The organism is aff. Roholtiella sp. LEGE 12411 (genome assembly GCF_015206995.1).
In the GTDB taxonomy this organism is placed as follows: domain Bacteria; phylum Cyanobacteriota; class Cyanobacteriia; order Cyanobacteriales; family Nostocaceae; genus Komarekiella.
Genome location: NZ_JADEXR010000007.1, coordinates 21,930 through 37,806, shown reverse-complemented (window position 1 = coordinate 37,806; position 15,877 = coordinate 21,930). Strand labels below are relative to the sequence as shown.

Below are 15,877 nucleotides of genomic sequence, written 5' to 3'. Positions count from 1 at the left end.
TGAATCTTTTAAATGCATTGTTTTGAAATAGACTCAGCCCTAAATTGGGCAACGGTCAAATTGGAGATTCTTCTTGAGTCGTTTGAGGTTGACTCACAAGAGGATTGAGAACTATTTCATTCGCCGCGCTATCGGGTTTCCGGGCGCGAATTGCTGGGCGCGATCGCCTATAACCTGCTCTTTCAGCTTTTTGGTGTTCATAATCAATCAATCTGCCATAATGTTCATGCTTGCTTAAATTCATCGACAAGAAAATATGCTGGCGAATATTACCAAAACCTTTGCGGTTAAAAAACTTTAATGCTGAAGTGTTGGTAGGGTCAGTATCTACCAGCATAAACCTCGCTCCATCTTCAATCATGCGAGCAATAACTTTATCAACCAACTTATCTGCTACTCCTCGACGCTGAAACTTAGGACTAACTCCAAGCCATAAAATGTATCCATAAGTCCAGGATGCTTTGGTAATAATTGTTCCTAAAATAAATCCTGCTAGTTCCCCATCCGTTTCAGCAACGAGGCAGTATTCTGGATCTGTATTGTAAAGTCCAATTACCTCCCATTCATCCCAGGTACGGTACAAATAAGGATATAAGTCGCTAGTAAATAGTTCTTCTCCCAAATGGTAAATGGGAGCAATATCATCAATTCCTAACTCACGCACGTAAATTGTGTCAGTTTCATCATAGTTTGTCATAGCTGTGGAAGTTTTAATTTTTTGATATAAAAATCCATAGTAGGGAATAGGCTTTTTGCAATTAAATTGATACTTCTTGAATATTAGCCAGATTGGACAGCAAGGTTGTGCCGTTTACACTTAGCTGATTGTCATCCGATTCTTGTGCAGTAGATTGTTCCCGTTCGCATCGTGTGGCAAACTGACAATAATTACAAGCTTTGCTACCCTCCACTACTTGTGGAAATTGCTCGTTATTTTGATAACGTTGTAGCCAATTTGTCAACTTGCTTAATAGTTGATTAAGTTTCCTAGCAGTTTGCTCATGCTGGACAGCATTGTAATTAAATTTAATACTTTGTGGATTGCCTTCAGACTGGACAAACCAGTAAGTCATTGAAATGTTTTCTGGTAAGTATTCGCTAGTTTCAGCTAACACGTACGTATAAAGACGTGTTTGCCAGTTATGTGCTAACTTGCTTTTGTTTAGTGGCTTAGGATAAGTTTTCCAATCGAGAATTTGCGCTTGCTGGTTATCTGCAATCAATAAGTCATAGACAACGGTTAGCAAATAGTCTTGAACTTGTAGAGTCCGGTAGTGTTCGCTTTCACGGAAGGTTTGGTCATTTATTGCAGGCGTTAAAATTTCTGGGGCTGCATTGGCAAAAGATGACATCCATCTTTGTAGTTGGACATCTACTTGTAGGAAACTATCAATTGGCAAACCCATTTCTCGCTGCTGCATCAGCAAGTGAAAACGACTACCCAAAGTCTGTCGTTCCTCGTGTTCGGGATCTGAGGGAGAACTGAGTTTTTCTAAGTAAGTGTGTTGGAATTTACGCGGACAAGCTTCTAACAAGTTTAGCTGTCCTTGAGACAGTCGCAATAGTTGAGTTGTAGTTGATAGCATTCTTATATTTTAGAAACGCGGTCAAAAATCTAGGCAAATTAAGCCACTAGACTAAATAGTCTCTATGGCTTAGTAAATAAGTACTCAAAGCGAGAATCTGTATCAAAATCATGTATAGCGCCCATTTGGAGAGTAGTTTACGTGTGTTAATTTTGCTTTTGTTTTAATTTATATCTGATTTTATTTGCTAATGCGTAAGTTATGAATGCTAGGCTTTAATTTAAATTTTATACAAACGAAATAGCTAAAAAATCATCAACCTTACAGTACAAACTTTTTATAAGTAAAACAAAAATCATTATATTTTTCTGATGAAGAATTCGTAATAATAGTTGCTTTTCGCGGATGTTACAGGCATATTAATATACTGTGTTATGTTATACAATATTTTCATTAATAAATCATTAGTGACACTCAGTTATTAAAGTGATTTGCTACATACAAACTTTTTACTCGATCTACTCATCTCCAGTAGTCTTTATGGGTTAAGAGTAACCTGACTTAGACATAAAATTGCAGACTTGGTACACATAACATAGTCGCCATCATTCAAGTAACTGCTCAGATTTTTGATAACTCCAATGAAATATCCAAATTATGATGACAAATGCATAGACAAGGTGAGCATGACTTTTGAATTAGAAGAAATTCCTTAAGCGAATCAAAGGATACTGCAAGACTATGCGTAGCTTAATTCCTCAACAACTAAAACCTAATACTATGGGTTGGATAATTGGCGTCAGCGCTTTAATATTATTCGCTTTCAGCAGTTTGAGGCACGCGCTTTTCCGTTCTGGCGCTTGGGACTTAGGAATTTTTGACCAAGCAGTTTACTTAATTAGCCAGGGTCAAACACCTATTTCCTCTATCTTAAATGTTCATATTTTGGGTGATCACGCAGCATTGATCCTCTATCCACTGAGTTTGCTGTACAAAATTTATCCAGATGTTCATTGGTTGTTAGCTGTGCAAGCACTAGCTCTAGCTTTGGGGGCTTGGCCAATCTGGGGTTTAGCTCGCCAAGCTGGGTTAAAGCAGGAACAATCGATCGGTTTAGCAGTAGCCTATCTAATGTATCCAGTGGTTCTGATCAGTAATCTGTTTGATTTTCATCCAGAAGTTCTAGCAGTTCCCGCACTGTTGGGAGCAGTTTGGGCTGCACGTCTGGGTAAAATAGTGTGGTTTGGATTAGCTATTATTCTTGCCTTAAGTTGCAAAAGTGTATTGTCACTGACTGTATTCGCTATGGGTATCTGGCTTTTCTTTTTTGAGAAGAGGCGTTTATATGGTGCGATCGCATTATTTGCTGGTGTAAGTTGGTATTTAATTGCTACTCAAGTAATCATTCCATTCTTTAGTGCTAATGCAACCGGGGATGTCACCATAGGTTATCTAAATGGAGTAAACAGGTATAAATATCTAGGTGAAACTCCTTTAGAATTTGTCAAGAATTTGTTCCTCAAACCTAATATAATCTTGAGTAAAATTATCTCTCTGGATACACTCAAATATTTAGCTTTGTTGGTACTGCCATTAATCTGGGGATTGTCACCTCGGCATCTATCTCCGTTAATTGGGGCACTTCCCATATTGGGATTAAATATCCTCTCTAGCTATTCTTCTCAGCGACAAATAGATAATCACTATTCCTTACTCATCATCCCCTTTATGTTCTTACCCATAATTTCTACCCTTGCTGCAAATAGAGGATGGCTGAAACAGGGACGGAAAATTATCTTGTTCATGTTAATTGTTTTGTTATTAGGTGTGACAACCAGGTTATCCCGAATAGATTTTCAAAACTCTTTTTTTGACTGGTCAAATTTGCAAGCAACTCAAACTGCAATTACACGAATTCGTACTCAGGGAAGTGTTTTAACAACTCATGAGATTGTACCTCATGTAACCCACCGTCCCTTAGTTAATTATTATGGTTCTTGGCATAGTAATCCTTCTGTTTCTCCTAACTTCGATAGTTTTGAGTATATATTACTAAATTTACAATATTCGAGTTTTAGGAATAATTTTAAAACTAATAATTCTGCAACTAACTTTATCAATCAACTTAAAGATAATCCACGCTTGGAATTGAACTATGAGCAGCATCAGGTTTACTTATTCGAGAGGAAATACTAAAAATAAAACCAAGTCTTTAATTTGAGTAAAAACATCTATAATTTCTAAAACTATTAACGCAATATTGACGGAAAACTACTCTTTTACAACTTTGATTATGCTTTATGAGTAACAACCAACTTACTTCATTGTTACCAATACCATCTGGGCCTTTGCAGATTTCTGAACTTACTCCTATTAGCATGGGTGTAGGTAGCAAATCTATCCATCTTTCTCTAGTAATTCCCACGTATAAAGAGCGAGACAATATTAAGAATGTTGTCAGCGTATTGAGCCAGTTGCTGGATGAAGCTATCCCAGGAAACTACGAATTGATTGTAGTAGATGATGATAGCCCAGACCGCACTTGGGAAGTAGCGCAATCTTTGATGGAAATATACCCGCAGTTACAGGTGATGCGACGCCAGCACGAGCGGGGGCTATCCTCTGCGGTGATTCGTGGGTGGCAAGTAGCTAGAGGGCGTGTGCTAGGGGTAATTGATGGGGATTTGCAGCATCCACCAGAAGTTTTGACGCAACTGTTCAGTGCAATTGAACAGGGAGCAGATTTGGCAGTAGCCAGTCGTCATGTAGAAGGAGGTGGTGTAAGTAGTTGGAGTGTTGTTAGGCGTTTTTTATCCCGTGGCGCACAGGTGTTGGGATTGACTATTTTACCAGGTGTGCTGGGCAGAGTTTCTGATCCCATGAGTGGTTATTTTATGGTGCGTCGGAATGCGATCGCAGCCATAACACTTAATCCAGTAGGATATAAAATTCTCCTTGAGGTAATTGGGCGAGGAAGAGTAGGCGAAATTGCCGAGGTAGGTTATGTTTTTTGCGAGCGCAAAGAGGGTGAAAGCAAAGTGACATGGAAGCAATATATAGATTACATACACCACTTATTGCGGTTGCGGATTTCTACAGGACGACTAGGAAAATTGAGTCGAAAAACCAATTTTCCCATTGGTCGGTTCCTCCGTTTTGGTTTAGTGGGACTAAGTGGAGTATTTGTAGATATGACAGTACTTTACTTGCTTAGTGATCCAACAACCCTAGCCTGGCCCTTGACACGCAGTAAAATTATTGCTGGTGAAATTGCGATTTGCAATAATTTCTTGTGGAATGACGCCTGGACTTTTGCTGATGTCAGCATAAACCAGCAGGAATGGCGTCATCGCCTGAAGCGCTTTTTCAAATTCAACATCGTTTGCCTTGCTGGACTTGTGTTGAATGTACTGGTGTTGAATTTAATATTCAATTTCCTGATTCCTAACCGCTACATAGCTAACTTCATTGCGATCGCAGTTGCTACTATTTGGAATTTCTGGGTTAATTTGAAATTAAGCTGGCGAGTGACCGACGTGAAATAGTCCGTCTTCGCGGGTTAGGTTTTTCTAGCCGCGACTTCAGGGTACTTTTGTTGAAAACTCTAGAGGCAGTGGAAGATGAAAACCAAAAATAAAAGGTAAAAGGATGAATTTTGTATTCTTGATTCATCCCTTTACCTTTTTTATGTACCTGATGCTTACTTAATGTTAGCCCTTGCGTCCCTCACTGCGGCAAAGAAAAATAATCCTGTGAGTGGAATGCTCAATCCCAGGATAATCGCAGTGACTTGGACACCCAAATCTGGTTGTCCGTAACTGAGTTCAAAGATGGAACCTACGGCTGCGATCGCTGTTATGCAAGAACCACCTAGAAATAAACCGCTTTTTGGAGTTAAATACACGACTAAATTACCCTATGCTACTGGTTTCACCGCTTGATACGAGAAGCCATTCTTCGATAACTCCTGTGCCAAAGTCAAGGAGTTTTCCACACGGTCTACAAATACTACCCCGTTGAGGTGATCCATCTCATGTTGAATGCAGCGGCCAAGTAGGTCATTCGCCTTCAATGTCCGCGGACGACCATACTCGTCTTTATAAGCAATTTCCACGACTTCGGGGCGTTTCACATCCAGGTAAACATTGGGAATGCTCAAACACCCTTCTTGAGCAACGCAGATGTCACGGCTAACTTGTTTAATTGTGGGGTTAATTAGTACCAAGGGCTGGTTAACTGCGTTATCTGGTTCAAGGTCGATGACAATTAGTTGTTTATGAATTCCCACTTGGGGTGCAGCCAAACCAATGCCATCTTTGCTGTACATAGTTTGCAGCATTTCACGCACTAGTTGGCGGAGTTCGTCATCCACTTTAGGAATCCGCTTAGCAGCTTGACGTAGCACGCGATCGCCTAAATAATGTAGCTCCAAAGGCGGACTTTTTAACTTTTTTTTCTCTACAGCAATTTCAGAGGGCATGAGTCTCGATGGCTAGATTGTGAAAATTCCTATTACTCTAATTCTATCAATCTCAGCCAGACCCCAGGTAATCCGATTTGATTCGTGAACTGACTTGTAGAGACACCGAATGGGGGATAGGGGATAGGGAATGGGAAGTGGGAAAAAAGGGAGTTAGAGTTGTACGCAGTTCTTTCAAAAATCAAATAGGAATCCTATAGGTGACAGGAGATAGGGAACAGATGAAACAGAAATAATTATTTTCAATTTAAAGAAGGAACTAGAAACGCATAAAAGCTGATGTATTGGTATTTGCACCATCGAGTATAAATAGTAGTGTTATCCAGGACTTACGCAAGTGTCATATTTTTAACGCCAGAGGTTGTCCAGAGTCAAAGGTCAAAAGTCCAAAAAACCTTGACCCTTGAACGCCACTTGCTTCTCCTATTCGGAGACGCTGCGCGAACAAGTCGGCAGAGCCGCAAGGGCGCAGTGGCTCCCCTTGACCCTTGACTCTTATACCAGAAGCCTTGTGTGCCAGTTGCGTAAGTCCTATTATCTACGCCAAGACGCAAAAGCTAAACTTAGCGCCTTGGCGTTAAGTTCAAATTTGGGGGTGATACGTGTTTAAATTGCTCACGAAACTTGACTACTTGCTTAAAGAAACTGTCCTCGGTTTACTGCGGGGAGGGTGGATGAATTGGGCAGCTGTAAGTACTGTTACAGTGTTGCTATTTTTATTTGGCTTGAGTCTGCAAACCTCTTGGCAAGTAGAAAAACTCCTCTACCAGTTCGGTAGCCAGGTGGAAGTATCAGTTTATCTTGAGCCGGGTATGCGGGCACAAACTATTGAACCACTGGTGGCAAAAATGCCAGAGGTAGCGGCGATGCAAACTATTACCAAAGAGCAAGCTTGGACTAAATTAGTCAAAGAAATGGGCATTTCGGATATTGAAGGTGCTACCCAGCAGTTAGAGGAGAATCCTTTGGTTGATGAGATGAAGGTGAAAGCGCGTAATTCTCAAGTTGTACCAACTTTAGCGACGCACTTGGCCAAGTTGCATGGCGTTGATACAGTGCAGTATGTAGATGAAGCAGTCAAACGCATTGCCCAGTTGCATCAAGGTCTGAACAAGATTACTTTGACAATTACGATCATCTTGACCTTAACAGCGATCGCAGTTACTACCACCACAATACGCCTGATCGTCATGGCACGACGCCGGGAAATTGAAATTATGCAACTGGTGGGAGCAACTTCCGTTTGGATTTACCTGCCATTTATTTTACAAGGAATTGCTTTTGGCTTAGTTGGTGGTGCGATCGCTTGGAGTTTCATTTCTGTGATTCAACAATTTTTTGGCAAGTTGCTAGCCAACCAACCTGAGTTTATCCAAGTTATTTCCAACGGGGTGCAACTTACTGCGGTACAAACTTTACTACTGCCTCTAATTCTTTTAAGTTTCGGTGCAACGGTAGGATTAATGGGGAGCTTATTTGCTGTCCAGCGTTTTGCTAAAGGTTAGTTATTGGGTATGGGGGATTGGGCATGGGGCATGGGACATGGGGCATGGGGAAATGACAAAGGACAAAATCGCCATGAAATCACAATGGGAATGTTTTCTGCAAAATCTCGGTGTATGGGAAGGTTCATTCACTAATTTTTCTCCCGAAGGTACTCTTTTGAAAGATGTTCCTAGCCGTCTATCTTTAGAAGGTTTGAACAATAACCAGACAGTACGCCTCACTCTGTGTCGTTCGGGACGAGATGATTTGGTTTTAGAGTATAGTTCTCTGGGGCGAAGTATCTTGTTTTTTGAAAATGGGGCATTTTCTGAAGGTTTAATTCAGCTAGGCGCATTTTCGGAATTCGGGGCCGAACTGGCTTTGATTCATGAAAATCGCCGCTTACGTTTAGTGCAACTGTTTGATAAAAACGGTCATCTAAATGGACTAACCCTAATTCGAGAATATTTAGCTGGAACCCCAGTAACAGAACGTCCACCTTTACAGCTGGATGACTTGTTGGGAGAATGGCAAGGTAAAGCAGTAACAATATATCCAGATTGGCGATCGCCTGATACTTACTCTACAACTGTGCAATTACAACTTGATGAGGTTGGGCGATTAATTCAAAGTACCTCTTTTGGCGATGTCTCACGGCAAGCCGCTTCTCTTCGAGACGCTGCGCGAACGCGTCTACGCACAATTACCTCAACTGCTACCATCAAAGATTCGCTCATCCTCTTTGATCAAGATCCGCAAAAGCAAGTACAAGTATTGCTGTTACCTGATGGCGCTTCTGCAACTTCTCCTCTCAAGGTGCAACTACGTCAACCTTTATTCTTGGAAGTGGGTTGGTTAATCCAGCCAAACCGACGCCAGCGGATGATTCGCAGCTACAACGACAAAGGCGAATGGGTAAGCCTGACATTAGTTACTGAAGAAAGGGTGTAAAAATTGGTTAGCTTGCGCTGCTAATCTCCGCTGATTTCGACTAACGCTTCGCCTGCTCGCAAAAACTCTAGTGCTTCTAGCAATGTTGAACTCAAAATCTCTTTCAATCGGTCATTTGACGTATTGCCACACGTCAACCAGATAACTTGTGGCGGTACTCCAAAACGATCAACTAAGTCAGCAAAATCACTGTCTTTGGTCATGAAGATGACTCCTCTAGCTCTCGCAGCCTCGAAAATCTCTAGATCTTCGGCATCTCTCAGCCCAACATCACGTAAAGATAATGCCGTTATACCGAATGTGATGGTGATCCAAGTAGCAATTGCAGGTGATAGATGTGCATCTACCCAGATCGTCATGCAACCAAAATCGGATGATTGAGCTTACGTGAAGCGTACATAAGTGCTGCTTTAAGATCATCCGCTTCCAGATCGGGCATTTCTTCTAGGATTTGTTCGGCACTAAGTCCAGCTGCAAATAAGTCGAGTACATCTGATACCCGAATTCTCATACCCCGGATACAGGGACGACCACCGCACTGTTTGGGATTAACTGTAATTCTTCCAAGTAAGTCTGACATACGGTTTAACTCCCAGATGAGTGCTTAACCCAGTATATGTAAGGTGCGTGCTCCTACACATCTATCCCAAAGAACAGCATGGAAGTAGAGTTGGTTTTGACAAAGGGTTTAAGAATGCTAATCAAGCAATTTGCAGTGTGCTGGGTTCAGGGATAGATTCACCTTCTACTTGCCAAGCTTCCAAGTACATTTCAATTACTTCTTCGCCATTACGAATAGCTTCCTCACGAGTTCTGCCGTGAGTGCAAGGCATAACAACGCGATCAGCAAACTCTGGAATCGTGACTAGGAAAAGCTGATCTTCATTAGACCACTGAACAACCATACTGTATCGGCTCATAGAACCTCGTCCTCCCTTAACTCTTCCAATTCAGTTAATAACTTTTCTAACTGCTTTTCTAGGTAGAGTGGCACATCATCCCCATCCTTGCCAGGAATTGTCAATGTTTTTCTAAGCAAAGAATGCCGCCAACGCTCATGGCTACCTTTGCCGCGCTTGGGCAGATAAACAAACCCTTCACGCGTAATCTGGGCTTTAAACTCCCGAATTTTCCTGGGCATTGGATTTGTCTGCTTCTCTACCTATTTTCTCACGAGGATTTAGATCTTGGTTAATCTTTGACACAATGAGCAGGATCATATTGCATAAGCAGTCAATATTTCCTTTGCTAATTCAAAGGCTGCGTAGGCGTAGCCTGTCGTAGCGAAAAGTTGGAGGACTGGCTTGCGGCGATCCAAACTTTTCAAGACAGACATCGCCTATATTAAAGAACATTGACGCTGCAATGCTTTGTTAAGTAGAGCTTGATATTCTTCATCCTTAACCCGATAAGCGCCAAATCTTTCTAAATGGGGATTCATCATTTGGGCATCAAAAAATACAAATTGCCTCTGGCGCAATCTTTCCACTAACTTCACCATCGCTACCTTGGAACCTTCGCGAATGCGGTAAAACATCGATTCGCCAATAAAAGCACCGCCAATGACAATCCCTAAAATTCCCCCAGCGAGTTCGTCACCCTGCCAAGTTTCAAAACTATAAGCATATCCTGTCTGGTAAAGTAACCAATAAATCTCTTGTAATTCTGGTGAAATCCAAGTTGTTTCGCGGTTAGCACACCCAGCCACCACAGCTTGGAAGTCACGGTTAATTGCCACAGTAAACCGCTGTTGATTGAGGACACGCTGCAAAGACTTGGGGTAGCGAAACCGTTCATCCAAAGGAATGAAAGTGCGATCGCGACTTCCATACCAACTCAGGCGATCGCGCTCATCAGCCATGAGAAAATAGCCTTGTGCATAGCCCTCAACAATAGCGGCAGTATCATATTGCATAAATCTAAAAAATACCAGAGGAACGCAATTTAATACTACTTAATCATTCTCTGCGTTTCTCTGCGATTTCCTTAGCGTTCCTTTGCGTTTAAAAACATGACTCAACCAATCCCACCCATTACCCTACCACCGCCAGAAAATCCGCTGCTCGAAGGTGAATGGTTACGAGAACGCTTACAACGGTGGCTAGATAAAGAATTTATCCCCGAAGCCGTAAACCAAAATATTGCCCAACGAGCCGCACAGATTTTTGTGCGTCAACGGATGGAAGGAGAAAATGACCTTGGTTCTCTGGTAATTGCCATTGTCACAGAGATGCAGTCGTATGATTTTTCCAATAGCTTTTATGGAGAGTTTGCGATCGCCAACGCCGTCAGCGATCTACTCTTAGAAAGTCTGGGAATTGATAAGTGTTGTGGTCAATAGTTTTTGTCCTTTGTCTTTTGTCATTAGTCAGTTGCCAAGTTACCAATGACCAATGACTAATGACTGCTGACTACCAGCTAGACTTAACCACTCCAGGCAAAAGACCTTCATGTGCCCATTCCCGCAGGACATTCCGAGATAGCCCAAAATCGCGGTAAACACCTCTAGAACGACCAGTTACCCAGCAACGGTTGCGGCGGCGGGTGGGCGCACTATTCCGGGGTAGCTGTTGAATTTGTCTGTGAATTTCCAGTTTATCTAAAGGAGATTCTGCACTTTTGAAATCATCCAGCAGAGCTTCCCGCTTGTCAGCATACTTTTCTACCAACTTGGCGCGTTTTTTCTCGCGCTCAATCATGCTCTTTTTCGCCATACATTTTCTAATTTATTTAAAGACAGCATTTTCCATTCTACAGTCTCCCCATCAATTCTAGTGGATACTTGTGTTCTCTACCCTGTCACCACTGACTTACTAGCAGTAGGGCATAAATCGGCAAGTTCACAAGCAACACAAGCCGGAGAGCGGGCTTTACAAATAGCACGACCATGATATATCAGGGAAATTGACCAATTTTCCCAATCTGGTTGCGGCAATAACTCCATTAAATCTTGCTCAATCCGAACGGGGTCTGTATGCTTAGTTAAACCCAAGCGATCGCTCAGACGCTTAACGTGAGTATCTACTGTCACCCCGGCATTAATGCCATAAGCATGAGCCAAAACGACATTTGCTGTTTTGCGTGCTACACCTGGAAGCTTTAACAATTGCTCCATTTGATTGGGAACAACACAGTTAAACTCGGTGACAATCATCCGACAGGCGGCTTGAATATTCTTGGCTTTATTGCGATAAAATCCTGTCGAACGTACCAAGTTTTCTAACTCTACCAAATCAGCGATCGCCAAACTGGCTGCATCGGGAAACCGACTAAATAAAGCTGGTGTCACTTTATTTACCCGTTCATCAGTACACTGAGCGGAGAGAATTGTCGCTACCAGCAGCTGCACCGGCGTTGAATAGTTTAAAGAGCAAGTAGCGTCTGGATAAAGACGCTGCAAGCGAGCTAAAATTTCTCGGGCCTGTTGCTTTTTAGATGGAGATTTCCGGGTAACACTCACTGGATTTTTAGTTAAAATGCCTGGCGAATTCTATTCGCCGCTTCACAAACTAGAGCCACACCTACGTATGGCAATAGGATTAATAAATAGATTCAGCCTGCGTAGGCAGGCTTTGTTCAGTTAGCCCTATTCAGTCTGAAAGCATTAAGCGAATCTGGCAACTTACTGGAGCAATTTTTGCACCCATTCCAACTGCGTAGTTAATTGAGTGGTTTCTTTGACTATCAGAAAAATTCCTAGCCCTAACAGTAGCACCAAACCAGTTTGCATGACACCTTCTTGAATGCGATTGGGCAAGGGCTTACCGCGCAAACCTTCAATCAGCAGAAAAGCGAGTTGTCCCCCATCCAAAGCTGGTAGCGGCAAAATGTTAATAATCGCTAAGTTAATACTGATTAGTGCGGCAAAGAAGAACAAACTACCTGTATCATTTTGGGCAATGTTAGCACCAATTTCCACAATTTTAATGGGCCCAGCTACTTGACTAGCTGTTTCGCCAAAGTTGGTAATCAGTTGCCCAAAACCTTTAAAAGTACTTGTCACAAGTCGCTGAAATTCTGTAGCACCAAAATTCAAAGCTGCTACTGGATTAGTAATACGACGACGCACAACTTTCCCGTTGGGAGCAAGTCCGATACCAATACTACCTCCACTGGACTTAGCTTCAGGAATCACATTCACAGCTAGCTTTTGATCGCCACGGGCAATTTCTAATTGAACGGGCTTACCTGGACTAGTTTTAATGATGTCTCTTAAAGTCTCTATCTCTTGCAGCGATTTTCCAAATTCTCTTTGATTAGCTGCTAAGATAACGTCTCCTGCCTGAATACCTGCTTTGGCTGCTACAGAACTAACCTCTGGCGCTAGCTGTTGGATTAATACCCCGTTTTGGCTGGCTTGTCCTATGCCGACAAAACTAACCTGGGCCACCAGCAACATGTAGGCAAATATTAAATTTGCGATCACTCCGGCACTGATAACGATCGCCCGGTCTAAAATTGGACGGTTACGCAGCAGATTCGGGTCATTGGGTGGAATATCGCTATCGGGATCGTCGTCGGGAAAGCCAACAAAGCCACCCAAAGGAAAAGCGCGGATGGCATATTCGGTTTGCGATCCTTGATACTTCCAAAGAACTGGGCCAAAACCCAAAGAAAAGCGGTTAACGTAAATACCTTGAGAACGTGCTGCAACAAAATGTCCCAACTCGTGTATCAAGATCAGAACAGCCAAGACTGCGATCGCTGCTAAAACTGACATAGAGCAAATTAGTGAAGATATTAAGCTATATACTTATCTCCATTTTAAGATGTGTCACAAGATAGGACTTCTCTCAATGGGATATTTCCATCGTTTAATGGTCATTAGTCATTGGTAAAGGACAAATGACTAATGACAACTGAATTACAATACCTCACGTCCTAAGTAAGGTTGCAACGCTTCTGGTATCCGCACAGTCCCATCTGATTGCTGATAATTCTCCAGAATTGCTGCCATTGTCCGTCCCACCGCCAAACCAGAACCGTTAAGGGTATGTACAAATTGCGTACCTTTTTTCCCCGCCTCTTTGAACCGAATATCAGCCCGTCGTGCTTGGAAGTCTACAGTATTAGAACAGCTGGAAATTTCGCGGTATTTGCCAGACGATGGTAGCCAAACTTCTAAATCATAGGTTTTGGTTGAGGAAAATCCTAAATCCCCACTGCATAAACTTACTACTCGATAAGGCAGTTGCAACGCCTGTAAAATCGCTTCTGCATTCCCCACTAATTTTTCCAGTTCATCAAAGGAAGTGCTGGGATGGACGAATTTCACCAATTCCACCTTGTTAAATTGATGCAGGCGAATTAATCCCCGCATATCACGCCCATAACTACCAGCCTCGCGGCGAAAACAAGGAGTATAAGCACAGTAGTAGATAGGCAAGTTTTCAGCAGCGAGTATTTCACCCCGGTAGAGGTTAGTAAGTGGGACTTCCGCTGTAGGAATCAACCATAAGTCATCGTCAGCGCATTTAAAACTTTCTTCAGCAAACTTGGGTAGCTGACCGGTGGCCGTCAAAGACGCGGTATTAACTAACAGCGGCGGACTAACTTCCACATACCCAGCCAGAGTCTGGACAGAGAGCATAAATTGAATTAATGCCCTCTCCAGCGCTGCACCAGCGCCTATCAGAGTAATAAAGCGACTCTGGGCTACTTTTACAGCTCGCTCAACATTGAGAATACCTAGCTTTTCACCAATTTCCCAGTGGGGGACAATACTCAGGTTTTGGGGAATGTACTCATCACCCCAACGCCGCACTTCTACGTTCTCTTCTTCGCTCTTACCAACGGGTGTGGAGTCGCTTGGTAAATTGGGAAGCGCCAACACAAGTTGTTCAATTTCAGCTTTCAGGGCTTTTTCTTGCGGTTCCAGTTCACTCAATGTAGCTCTAATGGAGTTACCTTCCTCGCGCAAGGCTTGAATTTCTGATGCTTGAGAATCAATACCAGATTTGATCTTTTGTCCGACTATTTTACCAATTTCGTTACTACGAGCTTGGAGTTGGCTGCGCGTAACTTCCAGTTCCCGTTGTTGCCGATCTAGCCGTAATATCGGTTGAATGTCATACTTACCACTGCGATTATCCAACCGTTCCTGAATTAGTTGTGGATTTTCCCGTATTTGCTTAATATCCAGCACAGATTTTTCTCAGTCTTTCGCCTATTGTCTTCCTGCCAACACATGAGCAGCATATAGTAATTTTGCCTTGCTGTGACTGGAAAAACAAAATTTGTTGGAAGAATCAGTCTCGGTTTAATAAAAAATTTGGCCCTAGCATCATTACCAGGGCCACAAAAATAGATAATTCACCAAATCAATCAGCTTTGAGGTTTTGTGGTCACTGTTGTATTAGTAACCTGAGCAAGACTCTGACCCCTACCATTACTGTCATCAGCAGCTGCAAACGTCCTTTGGTTGAAAGTCATTTGTTCCTTATCGTCTTTACTTTGTCCAGCAGGTGAAGGTAACCAGTATGCAAGTACACTTGATAACCCACCCCAGTAAAGCGCAAGATTCTCCTTGTCCCGTGCTGAGCTAATCTGGAAAACACACAGCCCAAGCACTATGGTGCTAAAGAAAACCTGAATACCAAATTTCCATGCTTGTTGATTTTTCACGGTATAAGACTTCTAATAAACGTTAATCTCATCCCTGTGCCAGGTGTGGCATTATCCCTTAGAAGGATGTTTTTTCAGGAATTGTTATATTTAGTCTCCACACAAATAAATGATTGTTTCGGAAAAGTTTAAGATAAAACTTTTGAATTTTTAAGGAACAACGAAAGGAAAAATGAGCAAGTTAAAACTCCTCCCACTCTCCCACTTTTTTTGCTAAGGTCGGTTGACGCGATTGAGTAGCCAAAGCGATGCCACAAGCCCTGCAAAGTGTGCTGAGACAGTATTAGTGTTAGCCTGTACCACAAGCATATCTAGGCCGCTAATAATCCGAGTAGGGTCAAAAAATTGGGTAGTTATAGCTTGAGGAGATATAGACCTTGCTACCAACGTCCCAACGATCGCTTGCGCTCCTAAAAGAGTCACTAGCGTTCCCGCTAAATTCACCCACAGTCCCAAACGCAATATTTGCACAGTCTCGCTTTTACGAGGTCGGTTGCTGGGATTAGAGGATTGTAGTTGCCTGCCGATTCTGGTGTAACGGTAAGCTAAATAAATACCCCCTCCTAAAATAATCAGCCCACAAACGGCTAAAAAGACACCAAAGCCAGTACCAGGATTATTACTAGGACTGCCAGATCTTTGACTGAAGATGGCATATAGTAGCACAATTATGCCCGAAACAACGCCTAGTACTAACTGAATCCAAAAGCTAATCCAACCTGTAAGGCGAAAAGTTTGGGCAATTGCCCGAAGAGTAGAAGAAGATGATGGAGCGTCGGGGGTTTGTGACATAACTGAATCACCAAGATAC

Annotated in this window: 20 protein-coding genes; 5 read left to right on the top strand and 15 right to left on the bottom strand. The window is 42.5% G+C overall.

All coding sequences use genetic code 11. The features are described 5' to 3' along the window. Nucleotides 1-55 precede the first annotated feature (55 nt). Together IQ246_RS02950 and IQ246_RS02945 are read right to left on the bottom strand one after the other, a co-directional pair. Entirely contained in the window at nucleotides 56-697 is a 642-nt protein-coding gene (locus IQ246_RS02950; protein ID WP_193999974.1) for a GNAT family N-acetyltransferase, read from the bottom strand. 61 nt (nucleotides 698-758) lie between these two features. Next, nucleotides 759-1,586 carry a PD-(D/E)XK nuclease family protein gene (locus IQ246_RS02945; protein ID WP_193999973.1) on the bottom strand — a complete coding sequence of 276 codons (828 nt, stop codon included), beginning with the start codon at nucleotides 1,584-1,586 and terminating at the stop codon, nucleotides 759-761. Between the two features lie 681 nt (nucleotides 1,587-2,267). Here IQ246_RS02945 and IQ246_RS02940 point away from each other — a divergent pair. Both IQ246_RS02940 and IQ246_RS02935 read left to right on the top strand, forming a co-directional pair. Beyond that, a complete protein-coding gene (locus IQ246_RS02940; RefSeq protein WP_193999972.1) occupies nucleotides 2,268-3,722 on the top strand; it encodes a DUF2079 domain-containing protein in 1,455 nt (484 codons plus the stop codon). A 104-nt stretch (nucleotides 3,723-3,826) separates the two neighbouring features. Continuing rightward, complete coding sequence (locus tag IQ246_RS02935) at nucleotides 3,827-5,071, top strand: glycosyltransferase (RefSeq protein ID WP_193999970.1); 1,245 nt, start codon at nucleotides 3,827-3,829, stop codon at nucleotides 5,069-5,071. Nucleotides 5,072-5,226: 155 nt separating this feature from the next. Here the strand turns inward: IQ246_RS02935 and IQ246_RS02930 are convergent, their stop codons facing one another. Together IQ246_RS02930 and def are read right to left on the bottom strand one after the other, a co-directional pair. Continuing rightward, entirely contained in the window at nucleotides 5,227-5,430 is a 204-nt protein-coding gene (locus IQ246_RS02930; RefSeq protein ID WP_193999968.1) for a hypothetical protein, read from the bottom strand. Nucleotides 5,431-5,442: 12 nt separating this feature from the next. Beyond that, a complete protein-coding gene (def, locus tag IQ246_RS02925) occupies nucleotides 5,443-6,006 on the bottom strand; it encodes a peptide deformylase (RefSeq protein ID WP_193999966.1) in 564 nt (187 codons plus the stop codon). A 602-nt stretch (nucleotides 6,007-6,608) separates the two neighbouring features. On the opposite strand from def, the gene IQ246_RS02920 reads away from it, so the two are divergent. Continuing rightward, nucleotides 6,609-7,511, top strand: coding sequence for an ABC transporter permease (locus IQ246_RS02920; protein WP_193999964.1), 903 nt, complete (start codon nucleotides 6,609-6,611; stop codon nucleotides 7,509-7,511). A gap of 73 nt (nucleotides 7,512-7,584) precedes the next feature. Beyond that, nucleotides 7,585-8,442 (top strand): DUF3598 family protein, encoded by an 858-nt coding sequence (locus IQ246_RS02915; RefSeq protein ID WP_194000038.1) that lies wholly within the window; start codon nucleotides 7,585-7,587, stop codon nucleotides 8,440-8,442. 20 nt (nucleotides 8,443-8,462) lie between these two features. On the opposite strand, the gene IQ246_RS02910 is transcribed toward IQ246_RS02915, so the two are convergent. The 5 genes from IQ246_RS02910 to aat form a co-directional block, all read right to left on the bottom strand. Then, on the bottom strand, nucleotides 8,463-8,801 hold the full coding sequence (locus IQ246_RS02910; protein WP_193999963.1) for a DUF5615 family PIN-like protein: 339 nt from the start codon (nucleotides 8,799-8,801) through the stop codon (nucleotides 8,463-8,465). Continuing rightward, nucleotides 8,798-9,022 carry a DUF433 domain-containing protein gene (locus IQ246_RS02905; protein ID WP_193999961.1) on the bottom strand — a complete coding sequence of 75 codons (225 nt, stop codon included), beginning with the start codon at nucleotides 9,020-9,022 and terminating at the stop codon, nucleotides 8,798-8,800. The genes IQ246_RS02910 and IQ246_RS02905 overlap by 4 nt, the downstream gene beginning before the upstream one ends. A 121-nt stretch (nucleotides 9,023-9,143) precedes the next feature. Continuing rightward, nucleotides 9,144-9,362, bottom strand: a complete 219-nt coding sequence (locus IQ246_RS02900) for a type II toxin-antitoxin system HicB family antitoxin (protein ID WP_193999959.1) — start codon at nucleotides 9,360-9,362, stop codon at nucleotides 9,144-9,146. Then, entirely contained in the window at nucleotides 9,359-9,583 is a 225-nt protein-coding gene (locus IQ246_RS02895) for a type II toxin-antitoxin system HicA family toxin (RefSeq protein ID WP_193999957.1), read from the bottom strand. Before IQ246_RS02895 ends, IQ246_RS02900 begins: the two co-directional genes overlap by 4 nt. 198 nt (nucleotides 9,584-9,781) lie before the next feature. Then, nucleotides 9,782-10,357, bottom strand: coding sequence for a leucyl/phenylalanyl-tRNA--protein transferase (gene aat, locus IQ246_RS02890; protein ID WP_193999955.1), 576 nt, complete (start codon nucleotides 10,355-10,357; stop codon nucleotides 9,782-9,784). 96 nt (nucleotides 10,358-10,453) lie between these two features. Between aat and IQ246_RS02885 the strand changes: the two genes are divergently transcribed. Next, nucleotides 10,454-10,783, top strand: a complete 330-nt coding sequence (locus IQ246_RS02885; protein ID WP_193999954.1) for a hypothetical protein — start codon at nucleotides 10,454-10,456, stop codon at nucleotides 10,781-10,783. A gap of 70 nt (nucleotides 10,784-10,853) precedes the next feature. Here the strand turns inward: IQ246_RS02885 and rpsN are convergent, their stop codons facing one another. The 6 genes from rpsN to IQ246_RS02855 form a co-directional block, all read right to left on the bottom strand. Continuing rightward, nucleotides 10,854-11,156, bottom strand: a complete 303-nt coding sequence (gene rpsN / locus IQ246_RS02880; RefSeq protein ID WP_191758068.1) for a 30S ribosomal protein S14 — start codon at nucleotides 11,154-11,156, stop codon at nucleotides 10,854-10,856. Between the two features lie 77 nt (nucleotides 11,157-11,233). Beyond that, complete coding sequence (nth, locus tag IQ246_RS02875) at nucleotides 11,234-11,902, bottom strand: endonuclease III (RefSeq protein WP_193999952.1); 669 nt, start codon at nucleotides 11,900-11,902, stop codon at nucleotides 11,234-11,236. Between the two features lie 162 nt (nucleotides 11,903-12,064). Further along, nucleotides 12,065-13,162, bottom strand: a complete 1,098-nt coding sequence (gene rseP, locus IQ246_RS02870; RefSeq protein WP_193999950.1) for an RIP metalloprotease RseP — start codon at nucleotides 13,160-13,162, stop codon at nucleotides 12,065-12,067. 144 nt (nucleotides 13,163-13,306) lie between these two features. Then, nucleotides 13,307-14,587, bottom strand: a complete 1,281-nt coding sequence (gene serS, locus IQ246_RS02865; RefSeq protein WP_193999948.1) for a serine--tRNA ligase — start codon at nucleotides 14,585-14,587, stop codon at nucleotides 13,307-13,309. A gap of 179 nt (nucleotides 14,588-14,766) precedes the next feature. Next, entirely contained in the window at nucleotides 14,767-15,066 is a 300-nt protein-coding gene (locus tag IQ246_RS02860) for a hypothetical protein (protein WP_193999946.1), read from the bottom strand. Nucleotides 15,067-15,279: 213 nt separating this feature from the next. After that, nucleotides 15,280-15,858, bottom strand: a complete 579-nt coding sequence (locus tag IQ246_RS02855) for a DUF3611 family protein (RefSeq protein ID WP_193999944.1) — start codon at nucleotides 15,856-15,858, stop codon at nucleotides 15,280-15,282. Nucleotides 15,859-15,877 lie beyond the last annotated feature (19 nt).